General features: G+C 50.1%; 15 protein-coding genes and 1 tRNA gene. 5 read left to right on the top strand and 11 right to left on the bottom strand.

All coding sequences use genetic code 11. The annotated features are described in order from the left end of the window. Positions 1 to 35: 35 nt before the first annotated feature. From PSH79_RS20510 to PSH79_RS20530, 5 genes are all read right to left on the bottom strand, one after another. Positions 36 to 1,100 carry a hypothetical protein gene (locus PSH79_RS20510; RefSeq protein ID WP_305439289.1) on the bottom strand — a complete coding sequence of 355 codons (1,065 nt, stop codon included), beginning with the start codon at positions 1,098 to 1,100 and terminating at the stop codon, positions 36 to 38. Between the two features lie 86 nt (positions 1,101 to 1,186). Continuing rightward, positions 1,187 to 1,552 (bottom strand): histone-like nucleoid-structuring protein, MvaT/MvaU family, encoded by a 366-nt coding sequence (locus tag PSH79_RS20515; RefSeq protein WP_305439291.1) that lies wholly within the window; start codon positions 1,550 to 1,552, stop codon positions 1,187 to 1,189. A gap of 70 nt (positions 1,553 to 1,622) precedes the next feature. Beyond that, the gene (locus PSH79_RS20520; protein ID WP_305439293.1) at positions 1,623 to 2,183 is read right to left on the bottom strand and encodes a hypothetical protein; all 561 of its coding nucleotides are present in this window, start codon (positions 2,181 to 2,183) and stop codon (positions 1,623 to 1,625) included. A gap of 406 nt (positions 2,184 to 2,589) precedes the next feature. Continuing rightward, entirely contained in the window at positions 2,590 to 2,889 is a 300-nt protein-coding gene (locus tag PSH79_RS20525) for a hypothetical protein (RefSeq protein ID WP_305439295.1), read from the bottom strand. Positions 2,890 to 3,183: 294 nt separating this feature from the next. Continuing rightward, complete coding sequence (locus tag PSH79_RS20530) at positions 3,184 to 3,894, bottom strand: SOS response-associated peptidase family protein (protein WP_305439297.1); 711 nt, start codon at positions 3,892 to 3,894, stop codon at positions 3,184 to 3,186. Positions 3,895 to 3,993: 99 nt separating this feature from the next. On the opposite strand from PSH79_RS20530, the gene PSH79_RS20535 reads away from it, so the two are divergent. Beyond that, positions 3,994 to 4,425: a LexA family transcriptional regulator gene (locus PSH79_RS20535; protein ID WP_305439299.1), complete on the top strand. Its 432-nt coding sequence runs from the start codon at positions 3,994 to 3,996 to the stop codon at positions 4,423 to 4,425. Next, positions 4,412 to 5,692, top strand: a complete 1,281-nt coding sequence (gene umuC / locus PSH79_RS20540; RefSeq protein WP_305439301.1) for a translesion error-prone DNA polymerase V subunit UmuC — start codon at positions 4,412 to 4,414, stop codon at positions 5,690 to 5,692. The genes PSH79_RS20535 and umuC overlap by 14 nt, the downstream gene beginning before the upstream one ends. Before the next feature lie 524 nt (positions 5,693 to 6,216). On the opposite strand, the gene PSH79_RS20545 is transcribed toward umuC, so the two are convergent. Beyond that, positions 6,217 to 6,753, bottom strand: a complete 537-nt coding sequence (locus PSH79_RS20545; protein ID WP_305439303.1) for a hypothetical protein — start codon at positions 6,751 to 6,753, stop codon at positions 6,217 to 6,219. 343 nt (positions 6,754 to 7,096) lie between these two features. Then, positions 7,097 to 9,742, bottom strand: a complete 2,646-nt coding sequence (locus PSH79_RS20555) for an AAA family ATPase (protein WP_305439305.1) — start codon at positions 9,740 to 9,742, stop codon at positions 7,097 to 7,099. A gap of 146 nt (positions 9,743 to 9,888) precedes the next feature. Here PSH79_RS20555 and PSH79_RS20560 point away from each other — a divergent pair, with 146 nt between their 5' ends. Both PSH79_RS20560 and PSH79_RS20565 read left to right on the top strand, forming a co-directional pair. Next, positions 9,889 to 10,518, top strand: coding sequence for a hypothetical protein (locus PSH79_RS20560; RefSeq protein ID WP_305439306.1), 630 nt, complete (start codon positions 9,889 to 9,891; stop codon positions 10,516 to 10,518). Between the two features lie 329 nt (positions 10,519 to 10,847). After that, the gene (locus PSH79_RS20565) at positions 10,848 to 11,933 is read left to right on the top strand and encodes an Mbeg1-like protein (protein WP_305439307.1); all 1,086 of its coding nucleotides are present in this window, start codon (positions 10,848 to 10,850) and stop codon (positions 11,931 to 11,933) included. Positions 11,934 to 12,227: 294 nt separating this feature from the next. On the opposite strand, the gene PSH79_RS20570 is transcribed toward PSH79_RS20565, so the two are convergent. The 3 genes from PSH79_RS20570 to PSH79_RS20580 form a co-directional block, all read right to left on the bottom strand. Next, positions 12,228 to 12,608: a hypothetical protein gene (locus PSH79_RS20570; RefSeq protein WP_305439308.1), complete on the bottom strand. Its 381-nt coding sequence runs from the start codon at positions 12,606 to 12,608 to the stop codon at positions 12,228 to 12,230. A 91-nt stretch (positions 12,609 to 12,699) separates the two neighbouring features. Then, the gene (locus PSH79_RS20575) at positions 12,700 to 12,990 is read right to left on the bottom strand and encodes a hypothetical protein (protein ID WP_305439310.1); all 291 of its coding nucleotides are present in this window, start codon (positions 12,988 to 12,990) and stop codon (positions 12,700 to 12,702) included. Positions 12,991 to 13,200: 210 nt separating this feature from the next. Next, positions 13,201 to 13,596, bottom strand: a complete 396-nt coding sequence (locus PSH79_RS20580) for a hypothetical protein (protein ID WP_305439311.1) — start codon at positions 13,594 to 13,596, stop codon at positions 13,201 to 13,203. 130 nt (positions 13,597 to 13,726) lie between these two features. Here PSH79_RS20580 and PSH79_RS20585 point away from each other — a divergent pair, with 130 nt between their 5' ends. Continuing rightward, a complete protein-coding gene (locus PSH79_RS20585; RefSeq protein ID WP_305444030.1) occupies positions 13,727 to 14,188 on the top strand; it encodes a helix-turn-helix domain-containing protein in 462 nt (153 codons plus the stop codon). Positions 14,189 to 14,484: 296 nt separating this feature from the next. Here the strand turns inward: PSH79_RS20585 and PSH79_RS20590 are convergent. Beyond that, positions 14,485 to 14,556 (bottom strand) — tRNA-Arg (locus PSH79_RS20590). Positions 14,557 to 15,040 lie beyond the last annotated feature (484 nt).

Below are 15,040 nucleotides of genomic sequence, written 5' to 3' on the forward strand. Positions count from 1 at the left end.
CTCCTGTAATTTTACCTTCGATTACTACATGCAACTCAGCCCATTAGAATTACAAGCTCAGCTATGTCACCCTCACTTAAACCAGGCAGAAAATAATTCATATCAATATTAAGCACCCCTGGCTGGTCGTCTACGATCATAAAGCCGACCATATCGTTCCAGAGATAAATAAGATCCTTATCGGCAGTTATGAAGTAAGCATTACCTCGCTGATTCCTGATTTCGCTCAAGAACAGTATCAGCGAAAAGATGTCTAGCGTGCCGTTGAATGAGTGGCCTTGCTGGATAAAGTTCGGCTGGTTGAATTTTAGAAGCTTATAGATAGGATTGTGTCTTTCGCCGCTGACAGCCTTGTACACAATTGCAGCGAAAATCAGGTGATGATCTAAGACGTTTGCGTCTGTAGCTAGTGCGAGGATATCCTTGAATCCAGCAAGGTTCCTTGTAAACTTTACGCCTTCCTCCAGCTTGGCATAGACTTTTTCAATAAACTCTAGGATAGCGTCAAATCCATAGAAAAATCTTGCGCTTGCCTCATGCAGTCTGCGGATTGATTCAGGAGTATTTGTTACCTTTATTTTCGGAAGCCTTTGGCGCAGCTTAGCTTCAAATATTTCAAGCTCTGCGGACATTTCCTCGTAGGTGGGAAGCTTTTTATTATGCCGATTATTCCCTTCCATTAGAATTGGCTTCAGGTCAATAGTGAAATCTCGATTTTGCCAGAAGTCGACCACCACCTTGATAGAACGATCCTGAGGGTTCCCATCCGAGTCGATGTGATTTTTAACGGTGCTGAACGCATTTTTATCAAGTAATACAGATGCACCATTAGGAATAAAAGCAAGCGGCCTCCATCCTTGAGGACTCAGTGCTACAGCATCGCCCTTCGAATGTATAAATTGAGCCGGAATTTCCGCTTCAGATCTGAAGTCCTTCTTGCCATCTTTTTCGAAGGAAACATTACGTGCTCTCAGGCTCATCTGCTCCCCGAGATCGTAAGCGGTGTAGTCATTCCAGTTAAAATCGATGAAGTCTGGTTCATTGAAGCTGATTGTTAGATCTCCGCCAATTCTGAACCAATAAACATCATTACTCGCCATATATCCCTCACGTTCCAGCCGACGGGCTGTGATCCTTGCGTATCAAATGGGCCCGCAGGGCCCTGATTGTTTGCACTCAAACAGTCTTACTTAGCCAGCCAAGATTCCACGGTGTCGGAACCGTACTCAGCTTTCCAGCCTTTCAAAATCTTGTGGTTTCCGCCCTTAGTCTCAACAACTTCGCCCGAGTGTGGGTTCTTATAGATTTTGACCACGCGTGGCCTGCGGCTGCCTACCTTGGACTCGACGGCTGAAGCGCGACGGCCAGCTTGTGGATCTAGCAGGTTGATCACGTCCTTAAGGCTATAGCCGTATTTTGCGAGCAAATCGCGCAGCTTCGTTTCGAATTCTATTTCTTTCTTGAGGCCAGCATCCCCCTTCAAGGCTTCGAGCGCTTGGAGCTGTTCGGCGAGGTGTTTTTCGAGTTGACGAAATTCTGCGAGTTTGGACATATCGAACCCTTCTTTAATGTTACTGGAATGTCAATTTAGCGTTTTTACATCGATACGGGAAAGAAGCATTTTATTTCAAAACGAGCTTCATTGCGCTCGCCAAACTCGGATAGACAACCTCTAGGAACTTCCCTGCCACCAATGAGACTTCAACATCAGAAGCTCGCTTAATGCTAAGATCTGGCATAGCGCAAGTAAACATTGGCTCTTCCGGTGGTAAATTATCCATTAAAAACCTAGCTTTTATAATTTGACCAGGGTTGATATGATCAGCCTTTATTCGACATGTCTCACCATCTTCCCGCTCAACCGACCAATGATAGTCATAGCCATCAGGAACATCTTCAAAATAGGCCGGAATTATATACGTAGAGTCACGCGACTCGATTTTTATAGGAGGATTTAATATAGCAACATTCCCGCTATTTATTATATCAACCTCCAGAAAAACCAACTTATCTATCACATCACCCTTATACTTTATCTCAAGACTCTCCGACTCTTTAAATATTTTGTTATTTACAAGAGAAGTAACTCTTATACGATATTGCAGCTCTTTTCGCTGCATCGTTTTCCTTGAGTGCGCAGCAGAAATTAACCACGATAAAACGCCAACAACAATCGTAGCCATTGCTCCCGCTATCCCTATAACATCGGATTGGCTGAGGGTCGAAACTGTATCCCCTGGCATTAGAACTCCAATAGTAGTAATAAAATATAATTATGGCTACACCTTACCCGCCAACCAACTATGCCAGATTTAGCAGCGCACAAACTCCCTGAAACTCTTTCCTCACATAAATGTGATGCGTGCACGCTATCAAAAGGCCAGCGCCGCGTCTAGCATCTGCTCAGCTCGTGGAGAAATCATGTCAAAACAACCTAAGAAATTAAGCGTTTTACGCCTTGGCAGCTTGGCTAAGAAACAAGCAGAGCAATCGATTTTAAATAGTGAAAATGGAGGCAGGCTAGATATTGAGGACTGAGTGCCCCATGACTAGCCGATACTCCTTTTCTGTTATCAGAGTTGCAGGAGACTATAGATGAGTATCCGCCTCCTCAGTCGGATAAAACTCCCCCACCTCCCCCATCCTTTTTAACTGTTCGCGCACGATCAACTCAACGCTGGCAACTGTGGCTTGATCGTCAGGGTTGACCAATTGCAAGCATAGGTGTCGGACATTCTGATCGTGGGTGCCCTCGCTCATCATCTCGTGGGTGAAAACTTGCTCGCCACGCCAAAGGCATAGCTGGGTATGAGTTTCGCCGAGCCATATCACGTTGATTGATCTTAGGTCGGTGGTAGCCAGTTGATCGACGGTGATTGTCTTATCCATTGCTCTGTACCTTACCAATAAGCAGTAACAGGTAGACTTCCCGGCACAGAGCGTCGTTCCAACTTCCGACAGGTCACCCGGCTAGATGGTGGTGAAATACGTCCCGGATTGAGGTCGGACAATCAACGATTGAAGCAGGAAAGTACGAATAGGCGACGGGAATTCCATGACTAATCCGGCTGCTTTTACATCAGATTGTCGCGCATGAAAAAGCCTTATTCCCCACCTCATGCCAATACTTCAGTTCGCTGGCGTGCAGCTGACGATACGCCGGCTCTCAGACTGCGGCTGAAATCAGTCATCGACGTCTTCGACAAGTGAGAGGGGCTGAATTAAATGCGGGCCTTGGTTACGAACGTTGCCTACATCCTTGCCAACCTTGTACCAGTGAAAATCCGTAACAGGCCTGCAGTGCTCCATTGCTATTTCTCGAGCTCGGCCCGGTGAGGTGTCGGGATCTATCCATTCGCGAGCGTGCTCAGGTGACAACACCAAAGGCTTGCGATCATGGATATCGACCATGCCTTGGTCACTCGCAGCTGTGATGATGACGAAGCCACCGCAATCATCAGGTTCCAAGCCGCCGTGTACTTCAGCAAGGCCGGCAAAGAACATCGGTATCTGCTCCTTCAACGTAATGAAATACGGCTGTTTTTTCTTCGGATCATCCACGTCCTTGACCCATTCGAACCAACCGTTTGCCGGTGCGAGTACGCGACCAGCTGGCCAGAGCTGATTGAAAAATTTCCCGGTCATGACGGTCTCGACTCTCGCGTTTATAGGGTCAGGACTCTTTCCCTTCGCCCAGAACGGCGCCCATCCCCATTTAACCTTATCGACACTCAAGCCCTCTCCCACTGGCCGGATAATTTCCACCCGCGTAGAAGGCGCGACGTTGTACCGCTCGATTGGCCAGAGGTCATAGCCATTGATCACCAGCTGCCTTGGCGCAAGCTCCTTGAGGTAGTGATCCATCGATTCGTAGATCGAGTAGCGTCCGCACATGGTGTCACCCGTCGAATTGTCGTGCCTATGAGATTGACCGCAAGCGAACCAAATCGTTAACTGTATGCATGTACAGTTAACCTCAAAAAGGCTTGCATCATGAGCATCACCATCCTCGGCCTTCTCGCGTCTGGCGGCAGGAGGCTGCCCTTATATTCATCCAGGGTGCCGGCGGGCTTCCCCTCCCCTGCGGCTGATCACATCGAAAAACACATTTCCCTCGATGAGCTGTTCGATATCCGCGCGCCGCACGTATACCTGGTGAGAATTGATGGAGACAGCATGCAGGGCGCCGGCATCTATTCAGGGGATCTGGTGGTCGTTGATCGGAGCATCGATGCGGTCAGCGGCGACATCGTCATCGCAGCACTCAATTCCGAGCCCTTCTGCAAGCGTCTGCTTCTGCGTGAGAACGCCGTGATGCTTGTATCGGAGAACCCAAAATATCCGGCAAGGCATGTCATGGAGGGCGATGAGCTGGTGATCTGGGGTGTGGTGAAATACAGCGTGCGCGATCATGACAATACGTGAGCCCGTCTTTGCCCTGATTGACTGCAACAGCTTCTACGCGAGCTGCGAGCGAGTGTTCAGACCCGACCTGGCAAAGACACCTATCGTGGTGTTGTCCAACAACGACGGCTGTGTGATTGCGCGCAGCTACGACGCCAAGCCTTTCGTGAAGATGGGCCAGCCGTACTTTCAAATCAAAGATCACCTTCGCCGGCATGGTGTTATAGCGTTCAGCAGCAATTACGGTCTTTACGGTGACATGAGCGAGCGTGTCATGACGATCATCGAATCGCTGGTGCCTGCGCTTGAGGTCTACAGCATTGACGAGGCGTTTGCTGATCTGACCGGCGTCCCAGGCGATCTGCCTGCATTCGGACGGCACATGCGATCCACGCTTCTAAAACGCACAGGCATTCCTGTCGGTGTAGGCATCGCACGCACCAAGACGCTGGCCAAGCTCGCTAACCATACCGCCAAAAGGCTACTGGACATCACCGGTGGTGTGGTGGATCTGTGCGATCCTTTCAAACGGGACTGGACGCTGCGCAACACCGATGTCGGCGAGGTCTGGGGCATCGGCAGGCGTATGAAGACACACCTGGAAACGATGGGTATCAAGACCGCAATGGACTTGGCGAAAGCCGATCCGTGGATGCTTCGGCAGAAATTCAGTGTGGTGATCGAGAAAACTGCTCGCGAGCTTGCCGGCACCTCCTGCCTGGAACTGGGTGAAGCTGACCCACCCAAGCAAGAGATTTGCTGTAGCAGGATGTTCGGCACCCGGCTCACCCAGATCGAGCCGATCAAGGAGGCCGTCGCCACCTACACACAACGCGCAGCGGAAAAGCTCAGAGCGCAAAACTCGCTGTGCAAGAAGATCCGCGTGAGTATCAGGACAGGCATGTTCAATCCCGAAGAAGCGAAGTATGCGAACGGCGCCGTGGTGGAATTGCCGTACCCGACCAATGACGTGCGGCTGATGACTAAGGCTGCTACGGAAGCGGTCAATCGCCTCTTCCGACCAGGCTTCAAATACAGCAAAGCGGAGGTTCTGCTGATGGATCTGCGTCAGCCGGGTGAATTCACCGACGATTTGTTCGCGCATTCACAGCCAGTGTTGGCCGACAAGGTGATGAGCGTTCTGGATGAAATCAATGGCCGTTGGGGAAAGGGAGTTCTTCGGCTGGCCAGCGTGCCGGCGGCGCCTGATTGGGCTATGCGCCGGGAGTTGATGAGTCAGAGCTACACGACGAAGGTTGATCAATTGTGGACGGTCAAGGCTAGGTAAATTGACCGATAAAGCGCGAAGACAACTTTTAACGTGCCGGTAGCACGAGGACTCAATATTTTTATATTTAAAGCTCCACGTCGCCTGTTAGACCCCGTGTAACCCCATTGGCATACAAAAATCGCTCAGCAGATCCACGTGCTCTCCAAGTTTCCACCGCGCGCTGAACGAGCCTAGTCGTTTCAGAAAGATTGAGATGATGCTTCGTCGAGTGCATGAATGTGGAGATCCACCACGGATCGCCTTCTATCCATATACGAGGTTGGTAGTAGTAAACGGATGGGCCTTTGCCTCGCCAGTTTTTCATCTCTGCTTCCGCTTGAGTTCTTAGCTGGCTAGCCCTTTCATCCATAATTGAGTTCAAGACCACAACGTGGTGATCATTGAACTCCGCAACGAAATCTTCGACATCGATGATACTGTAGTTCAATATGACTGCTTGATACATCGTTACCCAGTCCGCTCTCGTCGATTTTCTAGTGTCATGAGGATAGCACTTAGTTGCAAAGCTTTTTAGCTAAAAGTCACTTAACGACCAGTGTCTCAACGCCAGTAACTGGATCGCGGGAGCTCTCGATGTGACAGGGATTGTCATTTCCGACGTCACTAAATAACGAAATAACTTGGTCAATCGATATAAAGAATAAAAATTTATCCCTGTCGAGGTCTGAGGTGAAGAATACTCCGTTGACACTCCCATCATCTGAGAGGCAGGGGGCAAAAACAAAACTGTGAATGATTCTCCCGCACACAAACATAACGTCCCGGCTCTCCCCGTTGCTCCTACTCAGATCGTAGAGCTCCTCGAGCTTATGGTTATTCCTCCACGTTACGGACTTAACGTTTGCATACTTCCTGAGGGAGAGAGTAAGCGTCCTTGTTTTATCAGTAACTTTCGTAGGGGACTCGATAAGTCTTCTTACCGAATAGAAACCGATAAAGATGTCGCGCTCGAGCTGGGCTACCTGATCATCAGCAAGGCCTTTCGAAGTCTTAAGGGTCTTCAGGCGTTTAGCCAATTTTAGCAGCGGACTCTTCCAGTTTTCACTTTCCCAGACCATGTTGTGAGTCCTACGATTTGAACTGATGGACGGAATCGAAGCGCTCTCATAGTCTAGGCAGCGCATCTCTGTATGCTGGGATGCCGATCTCGGCTGAAGCGCGGGCACCAGTGAATAAAACATCGTGCTGAGCATCCTTCAATTGCTGAGCTAAGGCGTCGGTGCTCGTGAACATTCTTCAGGGCCTGATTTCAGTTGAGGTTTCGACATCTTAGTCGTTGGATAGGCTGCTGATGATTGTAGGCCATTTACTTAGAGATCCAAATAAACCGGATGTCATTCTGCCTCGTAGAATCTAGAGGCGTCGGATGGTCACGTCGCCTCGGCCTGGAACTCAGGTCAGTCATTTCGTACGTAATTGCAACGCGTTAAGTGATTCAAGCGTCTGTACCACCAATTCGACTACACCTACGTCGAAGTCCTCACGGTTAGCTTCCTCGTGAGTCCCCTTGTTCAGATACAACCAAACCAAGGACTGTTCAGGTATACCCAAGATATGGTCTAGGGCTTGGATAATAGGTGTTTTGTCTGCGTGTTCAAAATTCGGCGCCCCCCTCAGCTTCGCTCTAATACCCTCGCAGAGATTACGAAGCCCAGGCTCTGCTCCGGATCCTGCGATTTTCAAAGTCAGCATGCCTTGCTCACAACGCCCCAACCAACCCCACACTTTGCTGGTCAGCATTTCCAACGCTTGTCGCGACGCGCCCAACGCCGCCCTATCATCACCTCGCTCAACAGCCGCACGGGCATTGAGCAGGTAGGACTGCGTCATCGCATTTCCTAGGATGCGAGGATGGTAGTTTCCACTGTGATGCCTGAATGCATAAGCAGCCCAGTGTTCTGGCGCGACGTGGTTCTGGATGTCCTTGATGAATTCGTTGCTGTGGCAGGTCACGATGATTTGCGTACCCGTGAAACGGTCGCTTTCAAATATCGTCTCTCTTATGCCCTGGCGGTGTTCGTGATCAATAGCGTTAATGGCATCGTCGAATACGATTACGGGAGCTCTGATACTCAGACACTTTGCCAACAAAATGGAAAGGCCCAGGCATCTCACATGACCTTCACTGAGAATCTGTAGTGCGTCGATGCGTGCAGCAGGTGTGCCACGAAAGCTCAACTCGATACGTCCCTCCCCTGTCACTGGTAGGTACAGGGCTGACAGCTTGTCTGCGTCCAAATCGCGCACATTGAACTCGTTGTAAAGCTCCAACGTCAGGGCATTCAGGCCGGCCATTAAAGTACCTGGCAGTTCGGTACGGTAACGGCGCAAGAGACTTAAAAACTGGTCGTAGGCGTTGCGTATACGTGTATCGCGAGCAATCGCTTCCACCTCCTCAGCAACCTGCTGGATAAGCGGTGCGTTGTCAGCAGCGAAGGCCACGATTCTAGCTCTGGCATCTGTGACAGCTTGCAAGGTTTGCAGGCGATTGGAAGCTAATGTAGTTACACCGATGCGAGCCTGATTAAGCCCGTCGCGCTCGTCGATTAAATCTTGGCGATTATCCAGGATCACTCGAGATGCGACGTCACGCGCTTCGAGTTCGGTAGCCAAATCAACTGCTCTCTGGGCTAACGATTTGCCTGTTTCATCAGGTTGGAAACCATCCACCCACCACGCCCGCTGAGCATCGACACCTGGATCCGCAAGATAGCGTTGCACAGGTAACGTACTCTGAATCGTTGCTCCTACACGTTGCGCGAAGGTAGCTAGAAATATCCGCAATGCTTCCGACGCGGCGTTTCGTGCAGCAATTGCAGACCGCTGACGTGCTTGCAGCTCAGCCAGCTCCCTCAAACCTGCTAGGCCATCGTTGGCCTTTTGATACGGATTGTGGAGAGCGTGATAGTCGCCAACAAGCGGGGTATCACAGGCAGGACAGTGATCGCCAACGACCTGTTGAAGACCCAGGACAGCTGTATATAGATCCTGAAATGAGATGTCGTTACTGCGCTGTGCCAGCTGACCTTCAAGATCATTTAGAGCCCTTTGCGCCGTTTCTGCTGCGCTGTAGGCATCAACGAGAGCGGCAGCACTCACTCCGAAGATCATAGGGGCTGGCTGATTGATTGCCTGTTCGAGCTCCTGCAATTGCCCCGGATGTTCTGGACTGCCTATTGCAGCCAACAGCTGCGCATAGCTCATTCCTGGACTGTATGAGTTGGCGTAGTTTTGCTCTGCCTGAGCATGTCGGATTAAGGCAGCGCCCTCGTCTGCAACGGTCGCATTATCTTGATTTAACGTCGCTTGCTTGGCCAAAAGCTCTTGGTTTTTGACAGCCACCAACGTTAGTTGGCCCTCCATAGAATCATTGAAGTGCCCAACGAGATCATTGAACTGATCCATACCGAAGAGAGCAGCTATCAGCTCGGTTTTCTGCCCTGCAGGCTTTGCAGCTATGCGAGAGAATGCGTCTATTCGATTCTTCTCGACGAAGCAGAAGCGGTACGCGTCTGCGTCCGCCATCACAGGTACCTGCCGGCCATCAAAATCGGTTGCGAGTAATACTGGCCGGGTAAAACGGCCCTCGTGCGAGTTGGAAAGATAACGGTCAGCGGCAATCCGTTTGATGTCGCCCTCGTCCACAGCCCCGAGCAAGGCAAACTCCAGCGCTTCACATAGGCTGGTTTTCCCGCTGCCATTCGGGCCATAAAACATGACAATCCGTTTTTGCAACTCGAATGGCTCAGGGTGTCTGAACCCTCGAAATGGCCCCACTCTAAGATGATGCAGCTTACGAAAAGCCCATCCAGCTCTGGCCTCTGCAGCCTGGGGCACTGGTTCTGCCGGGGATGTGGCAGGCAGGGATAAGCGTGCTAATTCGCTCAGCACAACGGATCGTTGGCTGCGCTGCCTTGAGCTTGCTGCGACGGCAGGAAAATTCTCCGACACCAAATTGGCGAATCGACGAGCGTCTTCGGAAGCTCCGCTATCTGGACGGTGAAGCCAATGAACGAATTGCTGGAAATCCTGCAATGCCGACGTCATCCATTTCTCCCGGCGCTGCACATGAGCGCGCGGTCTTACAATACATCCACCAGGAGCAGAAACCTACTTCATCGGACTGACTCCTTTTTACTAGGCTTCACGACCATGCTAGCTTACTACCCCCTATCAACGATGATGTTAAGTATATGTTTGAACCGAAAGATGTTGACTCCGATGACGTCTCCTATAATTGGTCTAGCTACAGCTGCCGTGAAACACCTTCTGCCGAAGACTATTTAGAATACGCTCGAATGGATCTGGCTGATGGAACGGAGTCAAGAAATCTCATTAATGCATTAGCAAACGCCAAAAGAGCACTTCATCTACGAATGGAAGATGTATGTCTAGGTTTCGGTTGCATTTCATTAACTCGGGTTAAAAACTTCCACCTTCTTTCGGACTATATACTTAAATGCGGCCTACCCTCGCCAAGCGTATTGGAGAAATTCAACAAGCTTAGAAATGTTACCGAGCATAGCTACGAAGTTCCATCACTCGAAATGGTAGAAATCTATACTGGAGTAGCACACCTATTTTTAAGTGCAACAGATAGATGGTCGGTGAGACACCCATATGAGATCGACACTTGTGTAACAGACAAGTCAGGTACAAAACAGCTTAGGCACATATTTTTCAACTGGCAGAAGGGTGAAGTAACCCTTAAAATTCGTGACCTCGACAGTAAACCTTACGAATTCCCTCACAGCATAACTTATACAAATAAAGATAAAGAATTCTTCGACTGGGTTACGTATGGAGTGAAGCACAGCTCTTGATCCCAACATGTGCGTGTTCAGCCGCATATCGATCCTAAAGGGTCTCTCGAAGCCCCCCTGCGGCCATGATGTTTTTCACACACGGGCGAAGCCTTGCTAGGCTACCCGTGATTCATTCATCGGTGTTAAAGGGAGTGCGCGAAGGCGCCTAAATATTATTCATCCTGTGTTTAAGAGGCCTCAGCCTCAATCAGGCGTAAACGTATTTTCTTTTGAGTTTTCGCTGGTCGGGGCGTTAGCCTGGCTGGCATTAGCTATGCGTTTTTTTAAAACAATATCCCTAGCTTTGATCTGCCGACTACACTCAAGAAAAACTCAGAGGGCATGCGATGAATCTCAAACAAAAAATCACTTGTACATGCATTTCTTTTACGCTGATTGCCATCAGCGGGTGTAGTGGGTTTAAATATTCACCCTTCCCTAAATTCGGCGGTAAGATCGAAGGATATGCATGGTGTAGCTCTCGCTACTTGGATATGGTAGATGCATACCAGACGCCGCCACGCAACCCTAGCGGAGAAACCGCACGAAAACTGAGGCTTGCGAAAGACGGTTATGTTTACGCGTTGGCAGCCACCCTGACACTGCAGCACGATGATGCTAAAAACCCTTACAACTTTGGTACACCAGCTTATTTGAAATCCATACCAGAGTTAACCGAACATCAGTGGAATGGTTTTCAAGCCGAAACGTTTAGCTATCGAAATCAAACGACCGGCCAAAACGAGTTGATTATTGCGTTTCGGGGTTCAGATCAATTATTTATAGACTACTTTTTTCAAAACTTTGCAGTTTGGCAATTGCAGAACAAGCCAGCGCGAGAGTATGTTAAAAAAGCTGTTGAATATAGAAACTCCCACCGGGAACTATTCGGAGACAAGGTTGTTGTAACAGGTAACTCGCTCGGTGGAGGGTTGGCTGCGCACGTGACCAACCATCAAGAGACGGGCGGGATGATCACTGAAGCGTGGGCTTTCAATCCTAGCCCAAGGCCTGGTGTGTCGGCCCCAGATGGTGGAAATCCCAAGATAAGACTGCTATCGACTAGCTCAGAAGTTTTAAATATATCTAACCGCCGGCAAATAGGTGCGCAGCCGCAAAATCGCTACACCGGCTTTAATCTCATTGAAAGCAGCTCCATTTACAATCACTACCGATGGGTTTTAGCAAGGGAGATATTGTGGTATGCCGACTTGGCACTATACTTTGAAAAAAATACCAACGAAGACGATAGTGAACCACTAAAAATTATCAGATCTCAAAGTATTTCAGATGCTAACTGTGCGATTACAGAGAAGAGAATAGCTTCTGACCGAGCTGAATATAATCATCGATTGCCGACAGCCAGTGGAGCATCTAGAGGTGTTATTCCTGTTGATGAAACCACTGCTGTTGACAAGATTTTAAATGAATAAGATGTGAAGTTGGCAGGTGCATCTGGGATTGCAGGCAAACCGCTCCAGATACTGTGTAAGGTAAATGAGGCGTTCTTCACAAGGCTGTTCAACGAACAGCCTCCATTCATTAAAGCGCTTGCGTCAAACGAGTTGCTCGTGGTGACTATACCAGTAAAACTTGGATCTTTAAGAAAATCGAAATGCACATTGACCAAGCGGATCATTTCACCGAATGTTGATTCGAGAATTTAACTTTAGAGGGCTATTACAAGGTCGGATAAGGAAACGTTTTTGCAGATAGCCCCCGCCTAATCACTGTAGAAACCTGGGTGTTGGATAGAATGTTCGTGAGAGGCGCAGAAACTCACGCAAACTCGAACGCCCATTCCCCCGCTGAAATGTAGCGAGCACGTACCTAGAATTCTCGGTCGTCATTACCCAGAATCGTCCCTCACGTTCGACTTTCAAAACATCAGAAGTCCTGATCAGGTGGCCATCGCCAAACCGCCCGTACTGGTCTTTGCGCTTGTGGCCAAAAACCACACCGATGCCAGCGCGAGCCTTGATGGAAACTCCGCAAAGGTAAGCGGTCACCGGTTCATAGAAGCCCTGGGCCTGAGCTTTTATAATTCGCTTGAGATCAAAATCTGTATGGCGTTTTCCGTGGAAATTTACATCTATGGTGTCCAGCATCTTTGCGCTCCAATGGGCAGTCCATATGGCGTTATCAGGAATTTCCCACGCAACCAGAGGTGCTGGTATCGTGCGGAATTCTTGGTAAATTTCAGGCAGATCGAATCATGCTTGAGAGAAAGACGGGCCTCAGGTTGGCCAGCGCTTCAATCTGGAAGTCTCGCTGGTGTGAGGTGTGATACACCGCCCCCTTAGCCACTTCCAGCAAGCAAACCTCAGAACCAGACCTGTCCTCACCTACGGTTACTTTGGTTAACCGCTCCATCTGCCAGCCTCCGGACTTATTCATCCAAGATGGCGTCACAGCCATAATCTCGGTGATACCTAAATCCGCACCTTGGCTTACCAACATTTTTTGAAGCTGGTGGGTGTCGTCAATCATCAAAGCGCATTCGCTGAGCCGCCCCTCATTTTCGACGCTAAGGGTTAAGTGATACCAAGGCGTTCGGAGCAGCCTTGATACACCACGCCAATGGGACACGCCCTCACCGAACATCCCCGGGACACCTATCAGGTCGTTGTCTATGGTTCTGAACATTTGTCGCCTCAAACTGCTGGAGCACGTCAGTTGCCCAGCAGAACCGGTGGGTAATCAGAAAAGGGAAAATATCGCTTCGATAGAAGCAGACTTACGATGGCCTGGCCCGAGCAAGACGTAGACGGAATTCCGAGTTTCGAACAGAAAACCTTCGTTGAATGCAGTACCCATACTCGACCTCACCCAATGGCCTGGCTCGAAACGCCTCTGCTCATCGTCGACAACTTTGTGGGCAAACATAAATATTGGCTGGCAACCGGCAGCGATTACCTTGGCTCGCTCGTCGTCGGTGACGATGGCGTCTAGTATTGTCCATTCTTCTACGGCGCAGAGGGGCATCCACTTGTAGCGCTTTCTGGCTGCATACATCGCTGCCTCGAGACCGTGCTCAGAACCCATCAGGCTGACTCCGGGATCGCCCAACAGACCGTCTTCGATGATCCCATCCACGGCCCAACCCCTCTCTGTCAATATTCAATAATTAGCGGCTGAGGCGCTGCACCGCCACACCGACAAATATATCTGTTTGTGCGGCGGCAGGCAAATGCGACATACCGTCTCTTTTTATCGGGATAGTGAAATGTCGCTGCGGAAATCTTATGCAGCAGTAGTTCAACTGCTTCGCACTCGGAAAGGCTTGTCTCAAGCAAAACTCGCGGGCTCGTTCACACAGGCCCACGTGAGCGAGCTAGAGCTCGGTAGAAGCTCAGCGACCATCGAAATGAGTGCCCGACTTGCCTCAGCGCTGAAAGTAGAGCCAATAACTTTGCTGGCACTAGCTGCTGCCTCCCATGAGAAGTGCACAGTGCGGGAAGCTCTCCTGGCTGCGCTGGCCGAAGCAGAAGGCTTAGGGCTAGCGGATGCCCTACTCCCATCAGAGCCACAAGCCTTGGCCGCCCCTAACGTCGTGGAAGCCAGGAAGAAATGGTTGGCAGTGCAGGAGCTGAAAGAGCGCGGGTTTAGTCAGTCTCAGGCTGCGAAGGAGCTCGGACTGCCAGAGAGCACCTTAAGACGGTTGTGGCATCAAACCATTACCAACTGACGGAAGAAGACTGCGTTCTATCAACCGCCACCATCATCGAAGCTACAGCCCCATCTTTAAATAAAAGATGATCGCTCAGCAGCCGATTCCTGAACGGCGGATGGGAAACTCCGTCCGACAGCGACCTTGTGGCGCTTCGGCTCAAACACTCTCAAAACCGTCTTCTAGTCGAGGGAGCATTCTGGCGGGGACGATAGCGACTGAAGAAGGACGAAGGGTGTGCGCAGTGCGCGTAGCTTGTTGCCAGATGAGTAGCAAAAGACTTGGGACGGGAAGGAAAGCAACTGCGGATGATGTGTCCCCTGCTGGAATCGAACCAGCATCTAGCCCTTAGGAGGGGCTCGTTCTATCCGTTGAACTAAGAGGACATCGTAGAAGGAAATGCATACTAATGAAGCGCTTAGGATCGAGCAAGTGCAGATGTCGAGCTGACAGCCCTGTAGCTGCATTGGTGACCAGCCCACCCAAAGAAAGGTGTCCGCAATCATTAAGCCAGTTCAACCACCATGCACCCAGACGCAGTGCCAGATAAGAACTGCCAACCTTCCCCTTAGGAGGGGGATGCTCTATCCAATTGAGCTACTGAGACACTGAGTTGTCACGGGCAGAACGCTGCGCGACGGACGGCGTGCATGTTAACGGCCGAACCCTGATTTGTCATGTCGTCCGTGGGGCTTTTTAAGTGTAGGCAGGCGCCCTGCAATGCTGCGAGAAGATTTACCGTGCATTTTGCACTCCTGCAAAACGCCATCATTGCAGATTGCAACCCAGACCTTCCAAAAAACCCTTCCAAATGCTTGTTTTTAAAGGACTTAACAGCGGTTAGACTGTTGGCACGACGGCTGCTTTGTC

Origin of the sequence: Pseudomonas sp. FP2196 (assembly GCF_030687715.1) — a bacterium.
GTDB lineage: Bacteria > Pseudomonadota > Gammaproteobacteria > Pseudomonadales > Pseudomonadaceae > Aquipseudomonas.